This window comes from Pseudomonas sp. GW822-FHT04H02 (assembly GCF_058800645.1).
This window is the reverse complement of the sequence record NZ_JBXAMM010000006.1, coordinates 230,082-245,583: the sequence shown is the minus strand read 5'-3', so window position 1 is coordinate 245,583 and position 15,502 is coordinate 230,082. Positions and strand designations below refer to the sequence as shown.

At 63.1% G+C, this 15,502-nt stretch carries 15 protein-coding genes; 4 read left to right on the top strand and 11 right to left on the bottom strand.

The genetic code is table 11. From position 1 onward, the window contains the following. Positions 1 to 78: 78 nt before the first annotated feature. From hflX to AC1RMG_RS25720, 7 genes are all read right to left on the bottom strand, one after another. Positions 79 to 1,380: a ribosome rescue GTPase HflX gene (gene hflX / locus AC1RMG_RS25750; protein ID WP_011058939.1), complete on the bottom strand. Its 1,302-nt coding sequence runs from the start codon at positions 1,378 to 1,380 to the stop codon at positions 79 to 81. 12 nt (positions 1,381 to 1,392) lie between these two features. Beyond that, positions 1,393 to 1,653 carry an RNA chaperone Hfq gene (gene hfq / locus AC1RMG_RS25745; protein WP_007921378.1) on the bottom strand — a complete coding sequence of 87 codons (261 nt, stop codon included), beginning with the start codon at positions 1,651 to 1,653 and terminating at the stop codon, positions 1,393 to 1,395. A gap of 92 nt (positions 1,654 to 1,745) precedes the next feature. Continuing rightward, positions 1,746 to 2,717, bottom strand: coding sequence for a tRNA (adenosine(37)-N6)-dimethylallyltransferase MiaA (gene miaA, locus AC1RMG_RS25740; protein WP_053148774.1), 972 nt, complete (start codon positions 2,715 to 2,717; stop codon positions 1,746 to 1,748). Then, entirely contained in the window at positions 2,717 to 4,627 is a 1,911-nt protein-coding gene (mutL, locus tag AC1RMG_RS25735; protein WP_011058937.1) for a DNA mismatch repair endonuclease MutL, read from the bottom strand. The genes miaA and mutL overlap by 1 nt, the downstream gene beginning before the upstream one ends. Further along, positions 4,624 to 6,051: an N-acetylmuramoyl-L-alanine amidase gene (locus AC1RMG_RS25730; RefSeq protein WP_198409248.1), complete on the bottom strand. Its 1,428-nt coding sequence runs from the start codon at positions 6,049 to 6,051 to the stop codon at positions 4,624 to 4,626. Before AC1RMG_RS25730 ends, mutL begins: the two co-directional genes overlap by 4 nt. Positions 6,052 to 6,054: 3 nt before the next feature. Beyond that, complete coding sequence (tsaE, locus tag AC1RMG_RS25725; protein WP_015633937.1) at positions 6,055 to 6,525, bottom strand: tRNA (adenosine(37)-N6)-threonylcarbamoyltransferase complex ATPase subunit type 1 TsaE; 471 nt, start codon at positions 6,523 to 6,525, stop codon at positions 6,055 to 6,057. Next, positions 6,513 to 7,373, bottom strand: a complete 861-nt coding sequence (locus tag AC1RMG_RS25720) for an NAD(P)H-hydrate dehydratase (RefSeq protein ID WP_401021128.1) — start codon at positions 7,371 to 7,373, stop codon at positions 6,513 to 6,515. Before AC1RMG_RS25720 ends, tsaE begins: the two co-directional genes overlap by 13 nt. A gap of 63 nt (positions 7,374 to 7,436) precedes the next feature. Here AC1RMG_RS25720 and queG point away from each other — a divergent pair, with 63 nt between their 5' ends. Next, entirely contained in the window at positions 7,437 to 8,516 is a 1,080-nt protein-coding gene (gene queG, locus AC1RMG_RS25715) for a tRNA epoxyqueuosine(34) reductase QueG (protein WP_011058933.1), read from the top strand. Here queG and AC1RMG_RS25710 read toward each other — a convergent pair. Both AC1RMG_RS25710 and orn read right to left on the bottom strand, forming a co-directional pair. Next, complete coding sequence (locus tag AC1RMG_RS25710; RefSeq protein ID WP_169893104.1) at positions 8,498 to 9,112, bottom strand: trimeric intracellular cation channel family protein; 615 nt, start codon at positions 9,110 to 9,112, stop codon at positions 8,498 to 8,500. The two genes, queG and AC1RMG_RS25710, sit on opposite strands and share 19 nt — an antisense overlap. Before the next feature lie 117 nt (positions 9,113 to 9,229). Further along, positions 9,230 to 9,772, bottom strand: coding sequence for an oligoribonuclease (gene orn, locus AC1RMG_RS25705; protein WP_011058931.1), 543 nt, complete (start codon positions 9,770 to 9,772; stop codon positions 9,230 to 9,232). 108 nt (positions 9,773 to 9,880) lie between these two features. On the opposite strand from orn, the gene rsgA reads away from it, so the two are divergent. After that, positions 9,881 to 10,912 carry a small ribosomal subunit biogenesis GTPase RsgA gene (gene rsgA / locus AC1RMG_RS25700; protein ID WP_011058930.1) on the top strand — a complete coding sequence of 344 codons (1,032 nt, stop codon included), beginning with the start codon at positions 9,881 to 9,883 and terminating at the stop codon, positions 10,910 to 10,912. Positions 10,913 to 10,964: 52 nt separating this feature from the next. Here rsgA and motB read toward each other — a convergent pair whose 3' ends face one another. Next, the gene (gene motB, locus AC1RMG_RS25695; protein ID WP_077933263.1) at positions 10,965 to 12,065 is read right to left on the bottom strand and encodes a flagellar motor protein MotB; all 1,101 of its coding nucleotides are present in this window, start codon (positions 12,063 to 12,065) and stop codon (positions 10,965 to 10,967) included. Positions 12,066 to 12,068: 3 nt separating this feature from the next. Further along, positions 12,069 to 12,920, bottom strand: a complete 852-nt coding sequence (gene motA, locus AC1RMG_RS25690) for a flagellar motor stator protein MotA (protein WP_011058928.1) — start codon at positions 12,918 to 12,920, stop codon at positions 12,069 to 12,071. A 166-nt stretch (positions 12,921 to 13,086) separates the two neighbouring features. Here motA and AC1RMG_RS25685 point away from each other — a divergent pair, with 166 nt between their 5' ends. Next, positions 13,087 to 14,625 carry an HDOD domain-containing protein gene (locus tag AC1RMG_RS25685; RefSeq protein WP_053156088.1) on the top strand — a complete coding sequence of 513 codons (1,539 nt, stop codon included), beginning with the start codon at positions 13,087 to 13,089 and terminating at the stop codon, positions 14,623 to 14,625. A 43-nt stretch (positions 14,626 to 14,668) separates the two neighbouring features. Then, complete coding sequence (rhdA, locus tag AC1RMG_RS25680; RefSeq protein WP_015633933.1) at positions 14,669 to 15,484, top strand: thiosulfate sulfurtransferase; 816 nt, start codon at positions 14,669 to 14,671, stop codon at positions 15,482 to 15,484. Positions 15,485 to 15,502: the final 18 nt, after the last annotated feature.

Here is a 15,502-nt window from a genome sequence, read left to right as displayed (position 1 = left end):
AAGCAAAGACGCACCCACGGCGCGCCGACCAATGCTACAGAATGCCTGCTACAGCGGCACAACCGCTTGCCCAGGCTTTTATTGCAAAGTGTGTTGCTCGATGAATTCCGACGGCTGCATGCCTTCGCGACTGACCAGCCGGTTCAACTCGGCCCGTGGCAGGCGAACAGCAAGCAGGCTGACACCTTCGTCGTCGTGATCTTCTTTCTGCACAGCGTTCAACTGGAAAAACTGTGCTCGCAGTCGAGCAAAACGCTGAGGCAAGCGCAAGGTGCCTACAAACAAATCTTCACCCAGCAGCTCGGCGATGGCCTGCTTGAGCAGATCCAGCCCCTGGCCATCACGGGCCGACAGCCAGACCCGCTGCGGCTTGCCGTCGGGGTCGCGCTGGATCTGCGGCTCCACACCCTCAAGCAAATCGAGTTTGTTATAGACCTCCAGGATCGGCAAGTCTTGAGCCCCGATCTCCCCCAGCACCACCATCACCTGCTCGATCTGCGCCATGCGCTCGGGCTCATGGGCATCGATCACATGCAGCAGCAAATCGGAGTTGCTCGATTCTTCGAGGGTAGCCCGAAACGCCTCGACCAACTTGTGCGGCAGGTGGCGGATGAACCCCACGGTATCGGCCAGCACAATCGGCCCCAGGTCATCCAGCTCAAGCCGGCGCAGGGTGGGGTCGAGGGTTGCGAACAATTGGTCGGCAGCGAAAACATCGGACGCAGTGACCGCATTGAACAGCGTGGACTTGCCGGCGTTGGTGTAGCCCACCAGGGACACTGAAGGGATATCCGCACGCTTGCGGCCACGACGGGCCTGCTCACGCTGGCTGCGAACCTTCTCCAGGCGCGCCTTGATCTGCCGCAGACGCACTCGCAACAGGCGCCGGTCGGTTTCCAACTGGGTTTCACCGGGCCCGCGCAGACCGATACCGCCTTTCTGCCGTTCAAGGTGAGTCCAGCCACGAACCAGACGGGTGCTCATGTGCTCAAGCTGGGCCAGTTCAACCTGGAGCTTGCCTTCATGGGTGCGCGCGCGCTGAGCGAAGATATCGAGAATCAGACCCGTGCGGTCGATCACGCGACACTCGAATACACGTTCGAGGTTACGTTCCTGACTGGGTGTGAGGATGTGATTGAAAATCACCAGGTCTACCTGTTCGGCTTTGACCAGGTCGCGTAACTCCTCGACCTTGCCGCTGCCAACCAGGTATTTGGCGGTTGGCCGATGACGCGGCACGCTAACAAACGCGACGGTCTCGGCGCCGGCCGATAATGCCAGCTCCTGAAACTCCTGCGGATCTTCGCGCGCCTCAGGGTCCTGACCATCCAAGTGAACGAGAATGGCCCGTTCACCACCACCGTGGCGCTCAAAGAACAAAGGAGACTCCTATCAGGCGTTACCTGGCTCAGCGTCACCCTGTTCGGATTCGGAAGCGCTAGGCAGGCGAATCGGGCGAACTGGAACCACTGTCGAGATAGCGTGCTTGTAAACCATTTGGCTGACGGTGTTCTTCAGCAGGATGACGAACTGGTCGAAAGACTCGATCGTACCTTGCAGCTTGATCCCGTTGACCAGATAGATGGAAACCCCAACCTTCTCTTTACGCAATGTATTCAAGTAAGGGTCTTGTAGCGAATGCCCTTTTGACATGTGCCGCACTCCTTTAAGGATCAATAATAAAAATCAGAAAACAGATGGCCAAAGCCGTCACACCCCCAAGGATAGACGGCAATTGCAAGGACTCAGCTCAATATGGAGATCGTCCCCAAGTATTTCAAGGCGCGTGGCAGATTGTCGCAATCCAGGCTGTCCAACCATTGCAGGTCAGCCCAACTACGTAACCAGGTGAACTGGCGTTTCGCCAATTGGCGCGTGGCAATGATGCCCCGCTCCTGCATTTCGGCTGACGTCAGCTTGCCATCCAGATGATCCCAGACTTGGCGGTAGCCCACTGCACGTATAGACGGCAACCCGGCATGCAGGTCACTTCTGGAACGCAGAGCTACGACCTCGTCAATGAATCCCTGTTCCAACATTTGTGTGAATCTTTGTGCAATACGCTGGTGCAGTACCTGGCGATTCGCCGGAGCGATGGCCAGATTGGCGACAGTATAGGGCAATTGACTGCGTCCCGATGCGCCTGCTTCAGTACTTTGCGCCAATTGACGCTGGCGATGGGCGGTCATTGTCAGGCCACTGACCCGATAGACCTCAAGCGCCCGGGTCAGACGCTGGGGGTCGTTGGGGTGGATCCGCGCCGCCGACTCGGGGTCCACCGCCGCCAGCTGGTCGTGCAGGGCCTGCCAGCCAAGGCGTGCAGCCTCGTCCTCCAGCTCGGCACGTACCTGCGGATCCGCCGCGGGCATGTCCGCCAGGCCTTCAAGCAGCGCCTTGTAATACAGCATGGTGCCGCCCACCAACAGCGGGATCTTGCCCCGGGCGGTGATATCGGCCATGGCCGCCAGCGCATCGGTACGGAAATCCGCCGCCGAGTAGCTCTCGGCAGGGTCGAGAATATCGATCAGGCGATGGGGAAACTGCGCCAGCAGTTCCCTGGAAGGCTTCGCGGTGCCAATGTCCATGCCGCGGTAGACCAGCGCCGAGTCGACACTGATCAGCTCGCAAGGCAGCACCTTGGTCAGCTCGATGGCCAGATCGGTCTTGCCCGCAGCGGTCGGGCCCATCAGGAAAATCGCTGGAGGAAGCTGGGTCATCAACGGCCGCGCAGAAAGAGTTTGTCCAGATCGTCCAGGCCCATTTGGGTCCAGGTCGGTCGACCGTGGTTGCATTGGCCACTACGCTCGGTGTTTTCCATGTCCCGCAGCAAGGCGTTCATTTCCGGCAGGGCCAGGCGTCGATTGGCACGGATCGCGCCGTGGCAGGCCATGGTACCGAGCAGCTCATTGAGGTGAGCCTGAATCCGGTCACTGGTGCCGTACTCCATCAGGTCCGCCAGTACGTCGTGCACCAGGCGATTGGCTTCCGCCTGCTTCAACAATGCCGGGATCTGGCGGATCGCCAGGGATTCCGGGCCCAGGCGCTGCAGCTCGAAGCCCAGGCGCTGGAACCAGCTCATGTGTTCTTCAGCGCAATCGGCCTCACGCTGGCTGACGGCAATCGACTCCGGCACCAGCAGCGGCTGGCCGCTCAGGCCTTCGCTGGCCATGGCCACCTTCAAGCGCTCGTACATGATCCGCTCGTGAGCCGCGTGCATGTCCACCAGCACCAGACCCAGGGCGTTTTCCGCCAGGATGTAGATCCCCTTGAGCTGGGCCAGGGCATAGCCCAGGGGCGGAATGTCCTCCTGGCCGTCCGGCAAGGCCGCCGCCGGCGCCCCCGGCAACGGGGCAAAGAACTCGCGGTACACGCCCTGGCTCTCGGCGGCCGGCAACACTGGCTGTGGCCGTGGCGTGTACTGATATTGATAGCCACTGCCGGCTCCCGCGCCCGGCGCATTGAAGCTCGGCTGGGATTGGGGCTGCTCCAGAGCCAGGTTCGCGGCCAGGCGCATCTCACCCTGAGGCCCGAACTCACCGGCCTCGATACCTGTCGGGCGCACGATGCCGGCGACCGCCGCCGGCGCCGCCAACTGATCCTCGGGCCGCACATCACCCAGGGCCCGGTGCAAGGTGCCATAAAGGAAGTCGTGCACCATGCGCCCGTCACGGAAACGCACTTCGTGCTTGGTCGGGTGCACGTTGACGTCGACCACCGACGGGTCGACTTCGAAAAACAGAACAAAGGTCGGGTGTCGACCGTTGAACAGAACATCGCGATAAGCCTGGCGTACCGCGTGAGCCACCAGCTTGTCCCGTACTGCGCGACCGTTGACGTAGAAGTACTGCAGGTCCGCCTGGCTGCGGGAGAAGGTCGGCAAGCCCACCCAGCCCCACAGATGCAAGCCGTTGCGCTCGACCTCGATGGGCAACGCCTGCTCCAGGAAGCCCGAACCGCACACCGCCGCCACACGACGGGCACGAGCGGCGTCGTCCTTGGCCTCGTGCAGGCTGAGGATGCTCTTGCCGTTGTGCCGCAAGTGGAAGGCCACGTCGAAACGCGCCAGGGCCAGGCGCTTGATCACTTCCTGCAGGTGATCGAACTCGGTCTTTTCCGCCTTGAGGAACTTGCGTCGTGCCGGCGTATTGAAGAACAGGTCGCGGACTTCCACCGAAGTGCCTACCGGGTGCGCCGCCGGCTGCACCCTTGGTGCCATGTCCCGGCCTTCGGTTTCCACCTGCCAGGCCTGCTCGGCATCCCGGGTACGGGACGTGAGGGTCAGGCGCGCCACGGAGCTGATGGAAGCCAGGGCCTCGCCGCGAAACCCCAGGCTCATCACCCGCTCCAGGTCTTCCAGGTCACGGATCTTGCTGGTGGCGTGCCGGGCCAGGGCCAGCGGCAAGTCGTCGGAGGAAATGCCGCTACCGTCGTCACGAACCCGCAGCAGTTTGACCCCGGCCTGCTCCACATCCACATCGATGCGCTTGGCGCCGGAGTCCAGGCTGTTTTCCAACAGTTCCTTGATCACCGAAGCCGGGCGCTCGACCACCTCGCCCGCGGCAATCTGGTTGGCCAGGCGCGGGCTGAGCAGCTCGATGCGCGCGCTACTGATTACCGATTCACTCATTCCTTGGCCGCCAGTTCTGTACCGGGGATGGTCAACACCTGCCCCACTTTCAATTCATCGCTTTTCAGGTTGTTGGCACTGCGTAGCGTGGCCGCGGAGACCTGATAGCGCACGGCGATCATGGCCAGGGTTTCCCCCGGATTGACCCGGTGATCACGCGGCCCCTGGGCGATCTTCCCGGAATCGCGCAGCCAGGCAATATAGGTGCCCGGTGGCGGGTTCTGCTGGAAGAACTGCCGCACGCCGCTGCTGATGGAGCGCGCCAGGGCCTGCTGATGGCTGGCGGTGGCCAGCTTCGAGGCCTCGTTGGAGTTGGAGATAAAGCCGGTTTCCACCAGGATCGACGGAATATCCGGGGATTTGAGCACCATGAACCCGGCCTGTTCCACCCGCTGCTTGTGCAACGGAGTCACCCGGCCGATGTTGTTCAGGACTTTCTGCCCGACATTCAGACTGGAGGTCAGGGACGCTGTCATCGACAGGTCCAGCAGCACCCCGGCCAGCATCCGGTCCTTGTCATCCAGGCTGACGTTGCCAGCCCCGCCGATCAGGTCGGAACGGTTCTCGCTGTCCGCCAGCCAGCGCGCGGTTTCCGACGTGGCACCACGTTCAGACAAGGCAAACACCGACGCGCCAAAGGCCGCGGCCGAAGGCGCAGCGTCGGCATGGATCGAGACGAACAGGTCGGCGCCCTTCTTGCGGGCGATCTCGGTACGACCGCGCAATGGAATGAAGTAGTCGCCAGTACGGGTCAGCTCGGCGCGGAAACCCTTGAGGCCATTGACCTGACGTTGCAATTCGCGAGCAATGGCCAGCACCACGTCTTTTTCATGCTGCCCGCGGGAGCCGGAGGCACCCGGGTCTTCGCCGCCGTGGCCGGCATCGATCACCACAATGATGTCGCGCTTGCCCGCCGGGGCTGGCGGCAGCTTGATCGCCGGCTCCGCCGGAGTGACGGGCACTGCTGGGACAGTGGCCACAGTAGGTGGCGGCGCAGCAGGTGGCGCGGCGTCAGCCGGGTTGTCGAACAGATCGACCACCAGGCGATTGCCGTACTGAGCGTTGGGCGCCAGGGTGAAACTCTTCGGCGTAACGGCCTTTTTCAGGTCGATGACCACCCGCAGGTCACTGGGCGTGCGCTGTGCCGAGCGCATGGCGGTAATCGGTGTATTGGCCGTGGCGACGTTCAGCGGACCGCCAAGGGTCGCGCCATTGATATCGATCACCAGACGATCCGGGGCCGTCAGGGTAAAGACGCTGTGCTGAACCGGGCCGGACAGGTCGAATACCAGTCGCGTGTTATCCGGTGCCCGCCACAGGCGGACGCTGCGAACCTGTGTAGCGGCCACAGCATCGACGGCCAATGCCGTAAGCAACAGTCCTACGACAGCAACCAACGCGCGAATGCGCATACCTAACCCCATCAATTATTTGAATTCCAACGCCAAAGCGGCACACCAGGACTCGCCACGCGAGCCTTGAGACAACAGATGCACAGAACGCCCATTGTTATGCGGGGTAATGGTAATGGTCAGGTCAGGCTTTGGCAAAAAGCCTGCACCACGCTGGGGCCACTCCAGCAGGCACAGAGCATCGCCCTCGAAGTAGTCGCGAATCCCCAGGAACTCCAGCTCCTCAGGATCCACCAGGCGGTACAGGTCGAAGTGGAAAGCCCGCACCGAGCCGATCTCGTACGGTTCGACCAGGGTAAAGGTCGGGCTCTTCACTGCCCCCGCGTGCCCCAGGCCACGGATGATCCCTCGCGACAAGGTGGTTTTGCCCGCTCCCAGGTCACCCTCGAGGAAGATCACCCCCACGCCTTGGGTCACCTGGGCAATACGTGCACCAAATTCCACCATGGCCTGTTCGTCGGCCAGAAAAAGGGTTAACTCAGACACGGTGATTGTTCCTCCAACAACTGACGAATGGCTGGAATCAGATCACTGGCCGCCAGCCCTCGGCCCAATTTGCCTTGCTGCTCGCCCGCGCTGGCATGCAGCCAGACCGCCAGGCAGGCGGCATCGAATGCCGACAAGCCTTGCGCCAGCAAGGCGCCGATCAGGCCAGCCAGCACATCACCCAAGCCTGCCGTGGCCATCGCCGGATGCCCGGCGTCACAGCGGGCCAGCCGCCCATCGGCAGTGGCGATCAGGCTACCGGCCCCCTTGAGTACCGCAACCGCTGCGTATTTTTTGCTCAACGCCAGGGCCGCTGCAGGGCGATCCGCCTGCACCTCGGCGCTGGAGATACCCAGCAGCCGCGCCGCCTCTCCCGGATGGGGAGTGATGACACTCGCGGCAGGCAGTTGCAGCCCGCCCTCGGCCAGCAGGTTCAAGGCATCGGCATCCCACACCTGGGGCAACGGCGCATTGGCCGCCGCCGACAGCAGACTGCGCCCCCAGGCGCCCTGCCCCAACCCCGGCCCGACCACCAGCACCGTGGCCCGAGCCAGCAACCCCATCAACTGGTTGGCCGAATGAGTGCCCTGGGTCATGACCTCCGGTAAGCGCGCCGCAGCGGCAGCCACATGCTCACTGCGGGTCGCCAGGGACACCAGCCCCGCGCCACTGCGCAAGGCACTTTCCGCACTCAGCAAGGCGGCGCCGGCAAAACCTCGATCGCCCCCAATCAGCAACAGGTGGCCGAACTGGCCCTTGTGGGCATCGCGAAGTCGTCCATTCAGATGTGGCAAATAGCCAGAAGTCAGCAACTGAACGTCAGGTAGCGGGTGTTTTGTCTGCGGCATGCGTCTTCGAGCTCCGATGTCTGGCAGAATTATACGCACCTCAGCCCCGGTTTCTCTCGCCTCATGCCCGCTATTACCCAGGATCTTCCCGCTCTCGCCCAATCGATCAAGGACTGGGGCCGCGAACTGGGCTTTCAACAAGTCGGCATCAGCGGCCTGGACCTGGCCGAGCATGAGCAGCACCTGGAACGCTGGCTCGCCGCCGGCTACCACGGCGAGATGGAATACATGGGCGCCCACGGCAGCAAACGCTCCCATCCCGACCAGTTGGTGCCTGGCACCCTGCGGGTGGTTTCGCTGCGCATGGACTACCTGCCCGGCGACACCCAGATGGCCCAGCGCCTGGCCCAGCCTTCCAAGGCCTACGTTTCGCGCTATGCCCTGGGGCGCGATTATCACAAGCTGATCCGCAAGCGCGTACAGCAACTGGCCGAGCGCATCCAGCAAGCCATCGGCCCCTTTGGCTACCGCGCCTTCGTCGATAGCGCTCCGGTGCTGGAAAAAGCCATCGCCGAACAGGCCGGGCTCGGCTGGATCGGCAAGAACACCCTGGTGCTGAATCGCAAAGCCGGCAGCTACTTCTTCCTCAGCGAACTGTTCGTCGACCTGCCCCTGCCGGTGGACGCGCCCCACGCCACGGAGCACTGCGGCCGCTGCACCGCCTGCCTGGACATCTGCCCGACCAACGCCTTCGTCGGCCCCTATGTGCTGGATGCCCGACGTTGCATTTCCTACCTGACCATCGAGCTCAAAAGCGCCATCCCCGAAGACCTGCGCCCGCTGATCGGCAACCGGGTATTCGGCTGCGATGACTGCCAGATCGTCTGCCCCTGGAATCGCTTCGCCCGCTCAACGGCCGAGGGCGACTTCAAGCCCCGGCACAACCTGGACAATGCCGAACTGGCAGAGCTGTTCATGTGGGACGAGGACAAATTCCTCAGCAATACCGAAGGTTCACCCTTGCGCCGCGCCGGCTACGAGCGCTGGCTACGCAACCTGGCGGTGGGCCTGGGCAACGCACCCTCTAGCATTCCGGTGCTGGAAGCCCTCAAGGCCCGCCAGGACTACCCCTCGGAACTGGTTCGCGAACATGTGCAATGGGCCCTGGACCAGCACGCCAACCGTCAGTGTTCGTCGTTGTAGACGAACTTGGGCATTTCCCAGTGAAAACGGATCGCCAGCAGGCGCAATAGAAAGCCGCCGAACAGGGTGACCAGGATCGACTGCTCGCTGGGCAGTTGCAGGTAGATGCACAGCATGTAGCACCAGGCCGCGGCGAAGGACACGCTGGCGTACAGCTCGCGGCGAAAGATCAGCGGGATATCGTTGCAGAAGATGTCCCTGAGGATGCCGCCAAAGACCCCGGTGATCACCCCACTGACTGAAGCCACCAGCATGCCGTGGCCCATTTCCAGGGCAGTCATGCAGCCGATCAGGGTAAAGGCCACCAGGCCCACGGCGTCGAGCACCAGAAACAGCGAGCGCAGGTGACGCATCAAGGGCGCGATGAAGATCGTCACCAACGCCGCCACCGAGGTCAGCACCAGGTATTCCGGGTGCTTGACCCAGGTCAGCGGGTAGTGGCCCAGCAGCACATCACGCACCGAACCGCCGCCGAGTGCGGTGACGCAGGCAATCAGCACCACACCGAACCAGTCCATGCCGCGCCGGCCGGCAGACAGGGCGCCGGTCATGGCCTCGGCGGTAATGGCAATCAGATAAAGCATCAACAGCATGATGGCGGTCCTTGCAGGAAGGCGCGCAGTCTACTCAGTTGAAGCGGGCACCAAAAGGGGGCGGGTACGGGCGCCGAGTCGCAGCGGGCGCCCGTTCGCCGGCAAGTCGGCGCCTGTGGGTCAGAACTTGATGAAGTGCTTGCGGTAGTGCTGGAGCTCGGCAATGGACTCGCGAATATCGTCCAGGGCCAGGTGGGTGCTGCCTTTCTTGAAGCTGTCGCGCACGTCCGGCGCCCAGCGGGCGGCCAGTTCCTTGAGGGTCGAGACGTCCAGATTGCGGTAGTGGAAGTAGCTTTCCAGAGCCTTCATGTGGCGGTACAGGAAGCGCCGGTCCTGGCAGATGCTGTTGCCGCAGATCGGCGATTTGCCCTTGGGCACCCACTGTTCCAGGAAGGCAATGGTCTGGGCTTCGGCTTCGGCCATGCTGATGCGGCTTTCGCGAACCCGCTGGGTCAGACCGGAACCGCCGTGCTGGCGGGTGTTCCATTCATCCATGCCGGCGAGGATCTCGTCGCTCTGGTGGATGGCGATGACCGGTCCTTCAGCCAAGGTGTTGAGGTTGCTGTCAGTGACAATGGTGGCCATCTCGATGATGACGTCGGTGTCAGGGTTCAGACCGGTCATTTCCAGGTCGATCCAAATCAGGTTCTGCGGGTTTTGCATGGGTGGGCTCCTCGGCGTAGTTGCGCAGTTTAGCCTAGAGGGCCTGCCCGGCGTGCTAAACTCGCCGCCGTTTTACCTATCCGCCGTAATTATCGACACGGAACACCAATGGCCAAACGCCAGCTCAATCGCCGCCAAAACTGGCGCATCGAAAAGATCCAGGGTGAGCGCGCCGCCCGCGCCGCCAAACGCGAGTCCTCTGCCGTCGAGGCGCTGGAAGGTGGCGACCTGGGCCCGGAACAGACCGGCCTGGTCATCGCCCACTTCGGCGTCCAGGTCGAAGTCGAGGCTCGCGAAGGCGAAACGGCCGGCCAGGTGTTCCGCTGCTACCTGCGGGCCAACCTGCCGGCCCTGGTGACCGGCGACCAGGTGGTCTGGCGCGCCGGCAACCAGGGCATCGGGGTGATCGTCGCGCAACTGCCGCGCAGCACCGAGCTGTGCCGCCCGGACAGCCGCGGCCAACTCAAGCCGGTGGCCGCCAACGTCGACATGATCGTGATCGTGTTTGCGCCCATGCCAGAGCCCCACGCCAACCTGATCGACCGCTACCTGGTAGCCGCCGAGCATGCTGGAATCCGGCCGTTGCTGCTGCTGAACAAGGCCGACCTGATCGATGAGCAGAACGCCCCTGCGCTCAACGCCCTGCTCGCGGTCTACCGCCAGCTGGGCTACCCGCTGCTGGAGGTCTCGGCTCATCACGGCGACGGCATGGAGCAGTTGCAAGCCCTGCTGGACGGGCGCATCAGTGTATTCGTCGGCCAGTCGGGGGTGGGCAAGTCGTCCCTGGTCAACAGCCTGCTGCCGGAAGTCGAAACCCGCGTCGGCCCGCTGTCGGAGTTCTCCGGCCAGGGCACTCACACCACCACGACCGCGCGCCTGTTCCACTTCCCCGGTGGCGGTGAGCTGATCGACTCCCCCGGTATCCGTGAGTTCGGCCTCGGCCATGTCAGCCGCGCCGATGTCGAGGCCGGGTTCATCGAGTTCAATGACTTGCTGGGCACCTGCCGCTTCCGCGATTGCAAGCACGATCGCGAGCCGGGCTGTGCCTTGCTCAAGGCCCTGGAAGACGGGCGGATCCAGCAGCAACGGATGAACAGCTACCGCTCGATCCTCGCCAGCCTGCCAGACAACAGTTACTGATTGACCTGACCCAGATACGACAAGGCCGCGATCTTCGCGGCCTTGTCGTTTGTCACTTCGCCGTGCCCGGCGTAGCGGGCGGCGCCACCGGAGCAGTGGGAGCCGGAGCCGGAGCGGAAGACTGGCCCGCCGCACCCTGCTCGTCCATCTTCAGCACACCGTCCTCGAAGATATTCATACGTTGACGCACCTCGTGCGCCGGCAGCGGTTCGCTACCGGGCGGCAAGGCATTCGGGTCGGCTGCCGCCCCCGGTACTTCACCGGGAGCACCGCTACCCTGGGTCGGTACCGGAGCATTGGGATCGGTCTGCTCACCCTCGATGGCACGCTGGGCCTTCTTGGTCAGCACGACGATATCGATGCGCCGGTTGACCGGGTTGAAAGGGTCCTTGCGATCGAATAGAGCCGACGAAGCAAAGCCCACCACACGCGCAACTTGCGGATCAGGATAACCACCCGCCACCAGCGCCCGACGCGCAGCGTTGGCCCGGTTGGCCGACAGTTCCCAGTTGCCGAAGTCGCCAGTGCCCGAATAGGGCTTGGCGTCGGTGTGACCGCTGATGCTGATCTTGTTCGGCACGGTCTTGATGGTGTCAGCCATGGCCAGCAGGATGTCTTCGAAATACGGCTTCAGACGTGCACTGCCAGAGTCGAACATCGGCCGGTTCTCGGCGTCCATGATCTGGATCCGCAGGCCGTCCGGGGTGATCTCGAAGAGGATCTGGTCCTTGAACTTCTGCAGTTGCGGGTTTTCTTCAACCTTGTTCTGCAACTCTTGCAACAGCAACTCGAGACGCTCGCGCTCGACCTGCTCGGCCATGCCCTCCACCTGGTCGGCATCCACCGTGACCTTGTCCGGTTGTGGCTGGGACTTGATCTCGGGGTTGAGGGTGTTGTCCGGCGCCAGCTCAGGAGAGCCGCCCAGGTCGATGATGTAGGGCGTACCGCTTTCCGAGAAGCCGATCGGATCCTTGAAGTAACCGGCGATGGCGATCTTCTGTTCCGGGGTGGCCGTGGACAGCAGCCACAACACCAGGAAGAACGCCATCATCGCCGTGGCGAAGTCGGCGAAGGCGATTTTCCAGGCGCCCCCGTGATGTCCGCCAGCGAAGCGCTTGACGCGCTTGATGATAATCGGCTGATTATTTTCCATGACTTAGCGACCGCGAACCGCTTGTTCCAGCTCGGCGAAGCTAGGACGGTGCGCCGGGTACAGAACCTTGCGCCCGAACTCCACGGCCAGGGACGGCGGCATGCCGGAAGCCGAGGCCACCAGCGACGCCTTGATGGCTTCGTAGACGTTCAGTTCTTCCTTGGCGTCGTGGGCCAGGGAGTGGGCCAGCGGGCCGAAGAAACCATAGGCCGCGAGAATACCGAAGAAGGTACCCACCAGCGCCGCGCCTACGTGCAGGCCGATGGACTTCTGGTCGCCATCGCCCAGGGAGGCCATGGTCACCACGATCCCCAATACCGCCGCGACGATACCGAAACCGGGCATGCCGTCGGCAATCCCGTTGACCGCATGGGATGGATGCTCGAGGTCTTCCTTGAGGCTGAACAGCTCCATGTCGAACAGGCCTTCCAGCTCGTGGGGAGCCATGTTGCCGGAGGACATGATGCGCAGATAGTCACAGACGAAGGCGGTCATGCGTTCATCTTTGAGCACCGCCGGGTACTTGGCGAAAATCGGGCTGGCCGCGGCGTCCTCGATATCGCCTTCGATGGCCATCATGCCTTCGCGACGACTCTTGTTGAGGATCTCGTAGATCAGGCCCAGCACTTCCAGGTAGAAGGTGTGGGTGAAGCGCGAGCTGAACATGCCCAGGGATTTCTTGACGACGTGCATCGTCATATAGCCCGGGTTGGCCTGGAGGAATGCGCCAAAGGCTGCGCCGCCGATGATCAGCACTTCGAAAGGCTGGATCAGTGCCGCGATTTTGCCGTGGGAAAGCACGTATCCGCCGAGCACGCTCGCGAATACGACGATGATGCCGATAATTTTAGCCATAGGTAGGGGAGTACTTATTGAGTCGGGTTCAAGGTCATATTCGGAAGTTCTTAAAACTCTTCTTCTACTTATCGGCAAAACTGCGCCAGACTATAGCCAGTTAAGGCGAAAAGCCAGTTTGGCCCGCTCTGGGCGTGTTCACAGCAGACGATGATTGCGCCCGACCATGTCTAATGAAACCAGCGTCCCACATTCTCCGCCCGCCTCTCTCGACGCCTGGGTAAAGCTCCTCAATGGCGTGCGCCTGCCGGTGCCCCAGGCCAGCCATGACCGGGTCTGCCGCGCCATTGCCAACAACCGCAGCTCGCTGCGGGAGATTGTCGATCTGATGCAAAACAGCCCGGCACTGGCCTTGAGCGTGATCCGCGAAGCCAACCGGCATTCCCACGGCAGCATGAGCGAACCGGCGGAAAACCTGGAGATCGCGGTCAACCGCCTGGGCCTCAAGCGTACCGAGGAGTTGCTCGAGCAACTGCCGACGCTGCCTGAAGAGCAGATCCCCCAGGCATTGCGCCAGTTCCAGCTGATCAGCCAGCACGCCAGCCAGCAAGCCAATGGCTTCTTTGCCGGACGCCTGGCGCGACTCTGGCAGGACATCCACTGGGGCAGCCTGCTGTTTCTCTCGCCGCTCTGGGCCATGGCCCTGGTCTATCCCAAGCTGCTGGAAGAGTGGGAACTGCGGGTCATCTACAAGCACGAATCCGCACACGACGTTGAACTGCAACTGTTCGGAGTGCGACTGATGGAAATGTGCCAGGCCCTGGTCCTGGCCTGGCACCTGCCGATCTGGGTCCAGCAGGGCTATCGCCTGCTGACCCAGGAGCAGCACCTGCTGGCCAAGGTCATGCTGATTGCCCGCGACAGCGACAACCCGCTGCGCCAGCAACAACGCCTGGACGCTGAACCGGACCTGCGGCGCTGGCTGAACCAGCCGGCCAACACTGTGTTGCTGGCCAACGGCCTGGCGCTGGCGGCGCAACAGTCCTGGAACAGCCCCCATGGCCGGCGCTGGCAGAACCTTACCGCTCTTTATCTGCAGATCCCCCTGGACCAGGTCCAGCAACAGTTGCACCAACAGGCCGTACAAAGCGCCCGCAACGACACCCAGCCCGATCTCTGGCACCCGGCCCAGGCCCTGCTCTGGCCCTGGGATGCCCGACGCCTGCATCACGGCGAACAACCAGCCCCGGCGCCCACCGCACTGGAACTGGCCAAGTGGCGCAAGCTCTGCGGCGAACTGTTGCTGGACCCCAGCCCCTTTACCAACGCCGTGCACCTTACCGGCTTTGCCCGGGATGCCCTGGCGGCGTGCGGCATGCATCGGGTCATGCTGCTGATGGTCGATCGCAGCCTGAGCCACCTGCGAGTGCAACAGCTTTACGGCATGCCCAGGGAAGCGGCCAGCCTGACCCTGCAGGCCAAGCAGAGCCCGCTGTTGCAACGCCTGCTGGAAAAATCCGCGCAGATCCGCCTGACCCCGGCCAACCGGGCCCAGTTCGCCCCTCACCTGCCAAGCTCGCTGCGCCAGCTGTTTCGCGGCGAACACCTGCTGATCCGCTCACTGTCGTGCAATGGCCGGGTACTGATGCTGGCGATCGCCGACCAGGGCGGCGTGCCGTTCTCGGAAATCAGCGTCCAGGCCTTCGGCAAGACCGCCCAGTGCATCGAAAAAGCCTTGCACAGCTTTACCAACCGCAGCCAATGACGCTTGCGCTACAATCCTTCCCTTTGCGCCCTGGGGACCTGACATGTCTGACTTCTCTGGCTTGCCGCTGGTCATTGAACCGAGCGACCTGCTCGCCCGCCTGAACGCCCGCGAACTGATCCTGGTCGACCTGACCAGCGCTGCCCGCTATGCAACCGGGCATATTCCCGGGGCGCGCTTCGTCGACCCCAAGCGCACTCAGCTGGGCCAGGCGCCGGCTCCCGGGCTGCTGCCGCCGCAAGCGGCGCTTGAAACGCTGTTCGGCGAACTCGGGCACAACCCGGACGCGGTCTATGTGGTCTACGACGATGAAGGCGGTGGCTGGGCCGGGCGCTTCATCTGGCTGCTGGACGTGATCGGCCACCACCGCTACCACTACCTCGACGGCGGCCTGCCGGCCTGGCTGGCGGAAGGCCTGCCCGTGTCTACCGAAGTGCCGGCCGCGGTCGGCGGCCCCGTGGCGCTGGCCCTGCATGACGAGCCCACCGCCACCCGCGAATACCTGCAAAGCCGTCTCGGCGCGGCGGACCTGGTGATCTGGGACGCCCGCGGACCGCTGGAGTACTCCGGCGAAAAAGTCCTGGCAGCCAAGGGCGGGCATATCCCCGGCGCGGTGAATTTCGAATGGACCGCCGGCATGGATCAGGCACGCCACCTGCGCATCCGCCGCGACATGCCACAGATCCTTGCGGACCTGGGCATCAGCAAAGACAAAGAAGTGATCACCCACTGCCAGACCCACCATCGCTCCGGCTTCACCTATCTGGTGGCCAAGGCGCTGGGCTACCCACGGGTCAAGGGCTACGCCGGCTCCTGGGGCGAATGGGGCAATCATCCCGATACGCCCGTAGAGATTTAAGGTTTTTAAGGACACCCA

Excerpts from the sequence above, each read along its gene's own strand:
- motA (WP_011058928.1), bottom strand. The coding sequence starts at position 12,920 with ATGGCTAAAATTATCGGCATCATCGTCGTATTCGCGAGCGTGCTCGGC.
- AC1RMG_RS25685 (WP_053156088.1), top strand. The coding sequence starts at position 13,087 with ATGTCTAATGAAACCAGCGTCCCACATTCTCCGCCCGCCTCTCTCGAC.
- orn (WP_011058931.1), bottom strand. The coding sequence starts at position 9,772 with ATGCAAAACCCGCAGAACCTGATTTGGATCGACCTGGAAATGACCGGT.
- motB (WP_077933263.1), bottom strand. The coding sequence starts at position 12,065 with ATGGAAAATAATCAGCCGATTATCATCAAGCGCGTCAAGCGCTTCGCT.
- hfq (WP_007921378.1), bottom strand. The coding sequence starts at position 1,653 with ATGTCAAAAGGGCATTCGCTACAAGACCCTTACTTGAATACATTGCGT.
- mutL (WP_011058937.1), bottom strand. The coding sequence starts at position 4,627 with ATGAGTGAATCGGTAATCAGTAGCGCGCGCATCGAGCTGCTCAGCCCG.
- queG (WP_011058933.1), top strand. The coding sequence starts at position 7,437 with ATGCCCGCTATTACCCAGGATCTTCCCGCTCTCGCCCAATCGATCAAG.
- rhdA (WP_015633933.1), top strand. The coding sequence starts at position 14,669 with ATGTCTGACTTCTCTGGCTTGCCGCTGGTCATTGAACCGAGCGACCTG.
- rsgA (WP_011058930.1), top strand. The coding sequence starts at position 9,881 with ATGGCCAAACGCCAGCTCAATCGCCGCCAAAACTGGCGCATCGAAAAG.
- AC1RMG_RS25730 (WP_198409248.1), bottom strand. The coding sequence starts at position 6,051 with ATGGGGTTAGGTATGCGCATTCGCGCGTTGGTTGCTGTCGTAGGACTG.
- AC1RMG_RS25720 (WP_401021128.1), bottom strand. The coding sequence starts at position 7,373 with ATGCCGCAGACAAAACACCCGCTACCTGACGTTCAGTTGCTGACTTCT.
- miaA (WP_053148774.1), bottom strand. The coding sequence starts at position 2,717 with ATGACCCAGCTTCCTCCAGCGATTTTCCTGATGGGCCCGACCGCTGCG.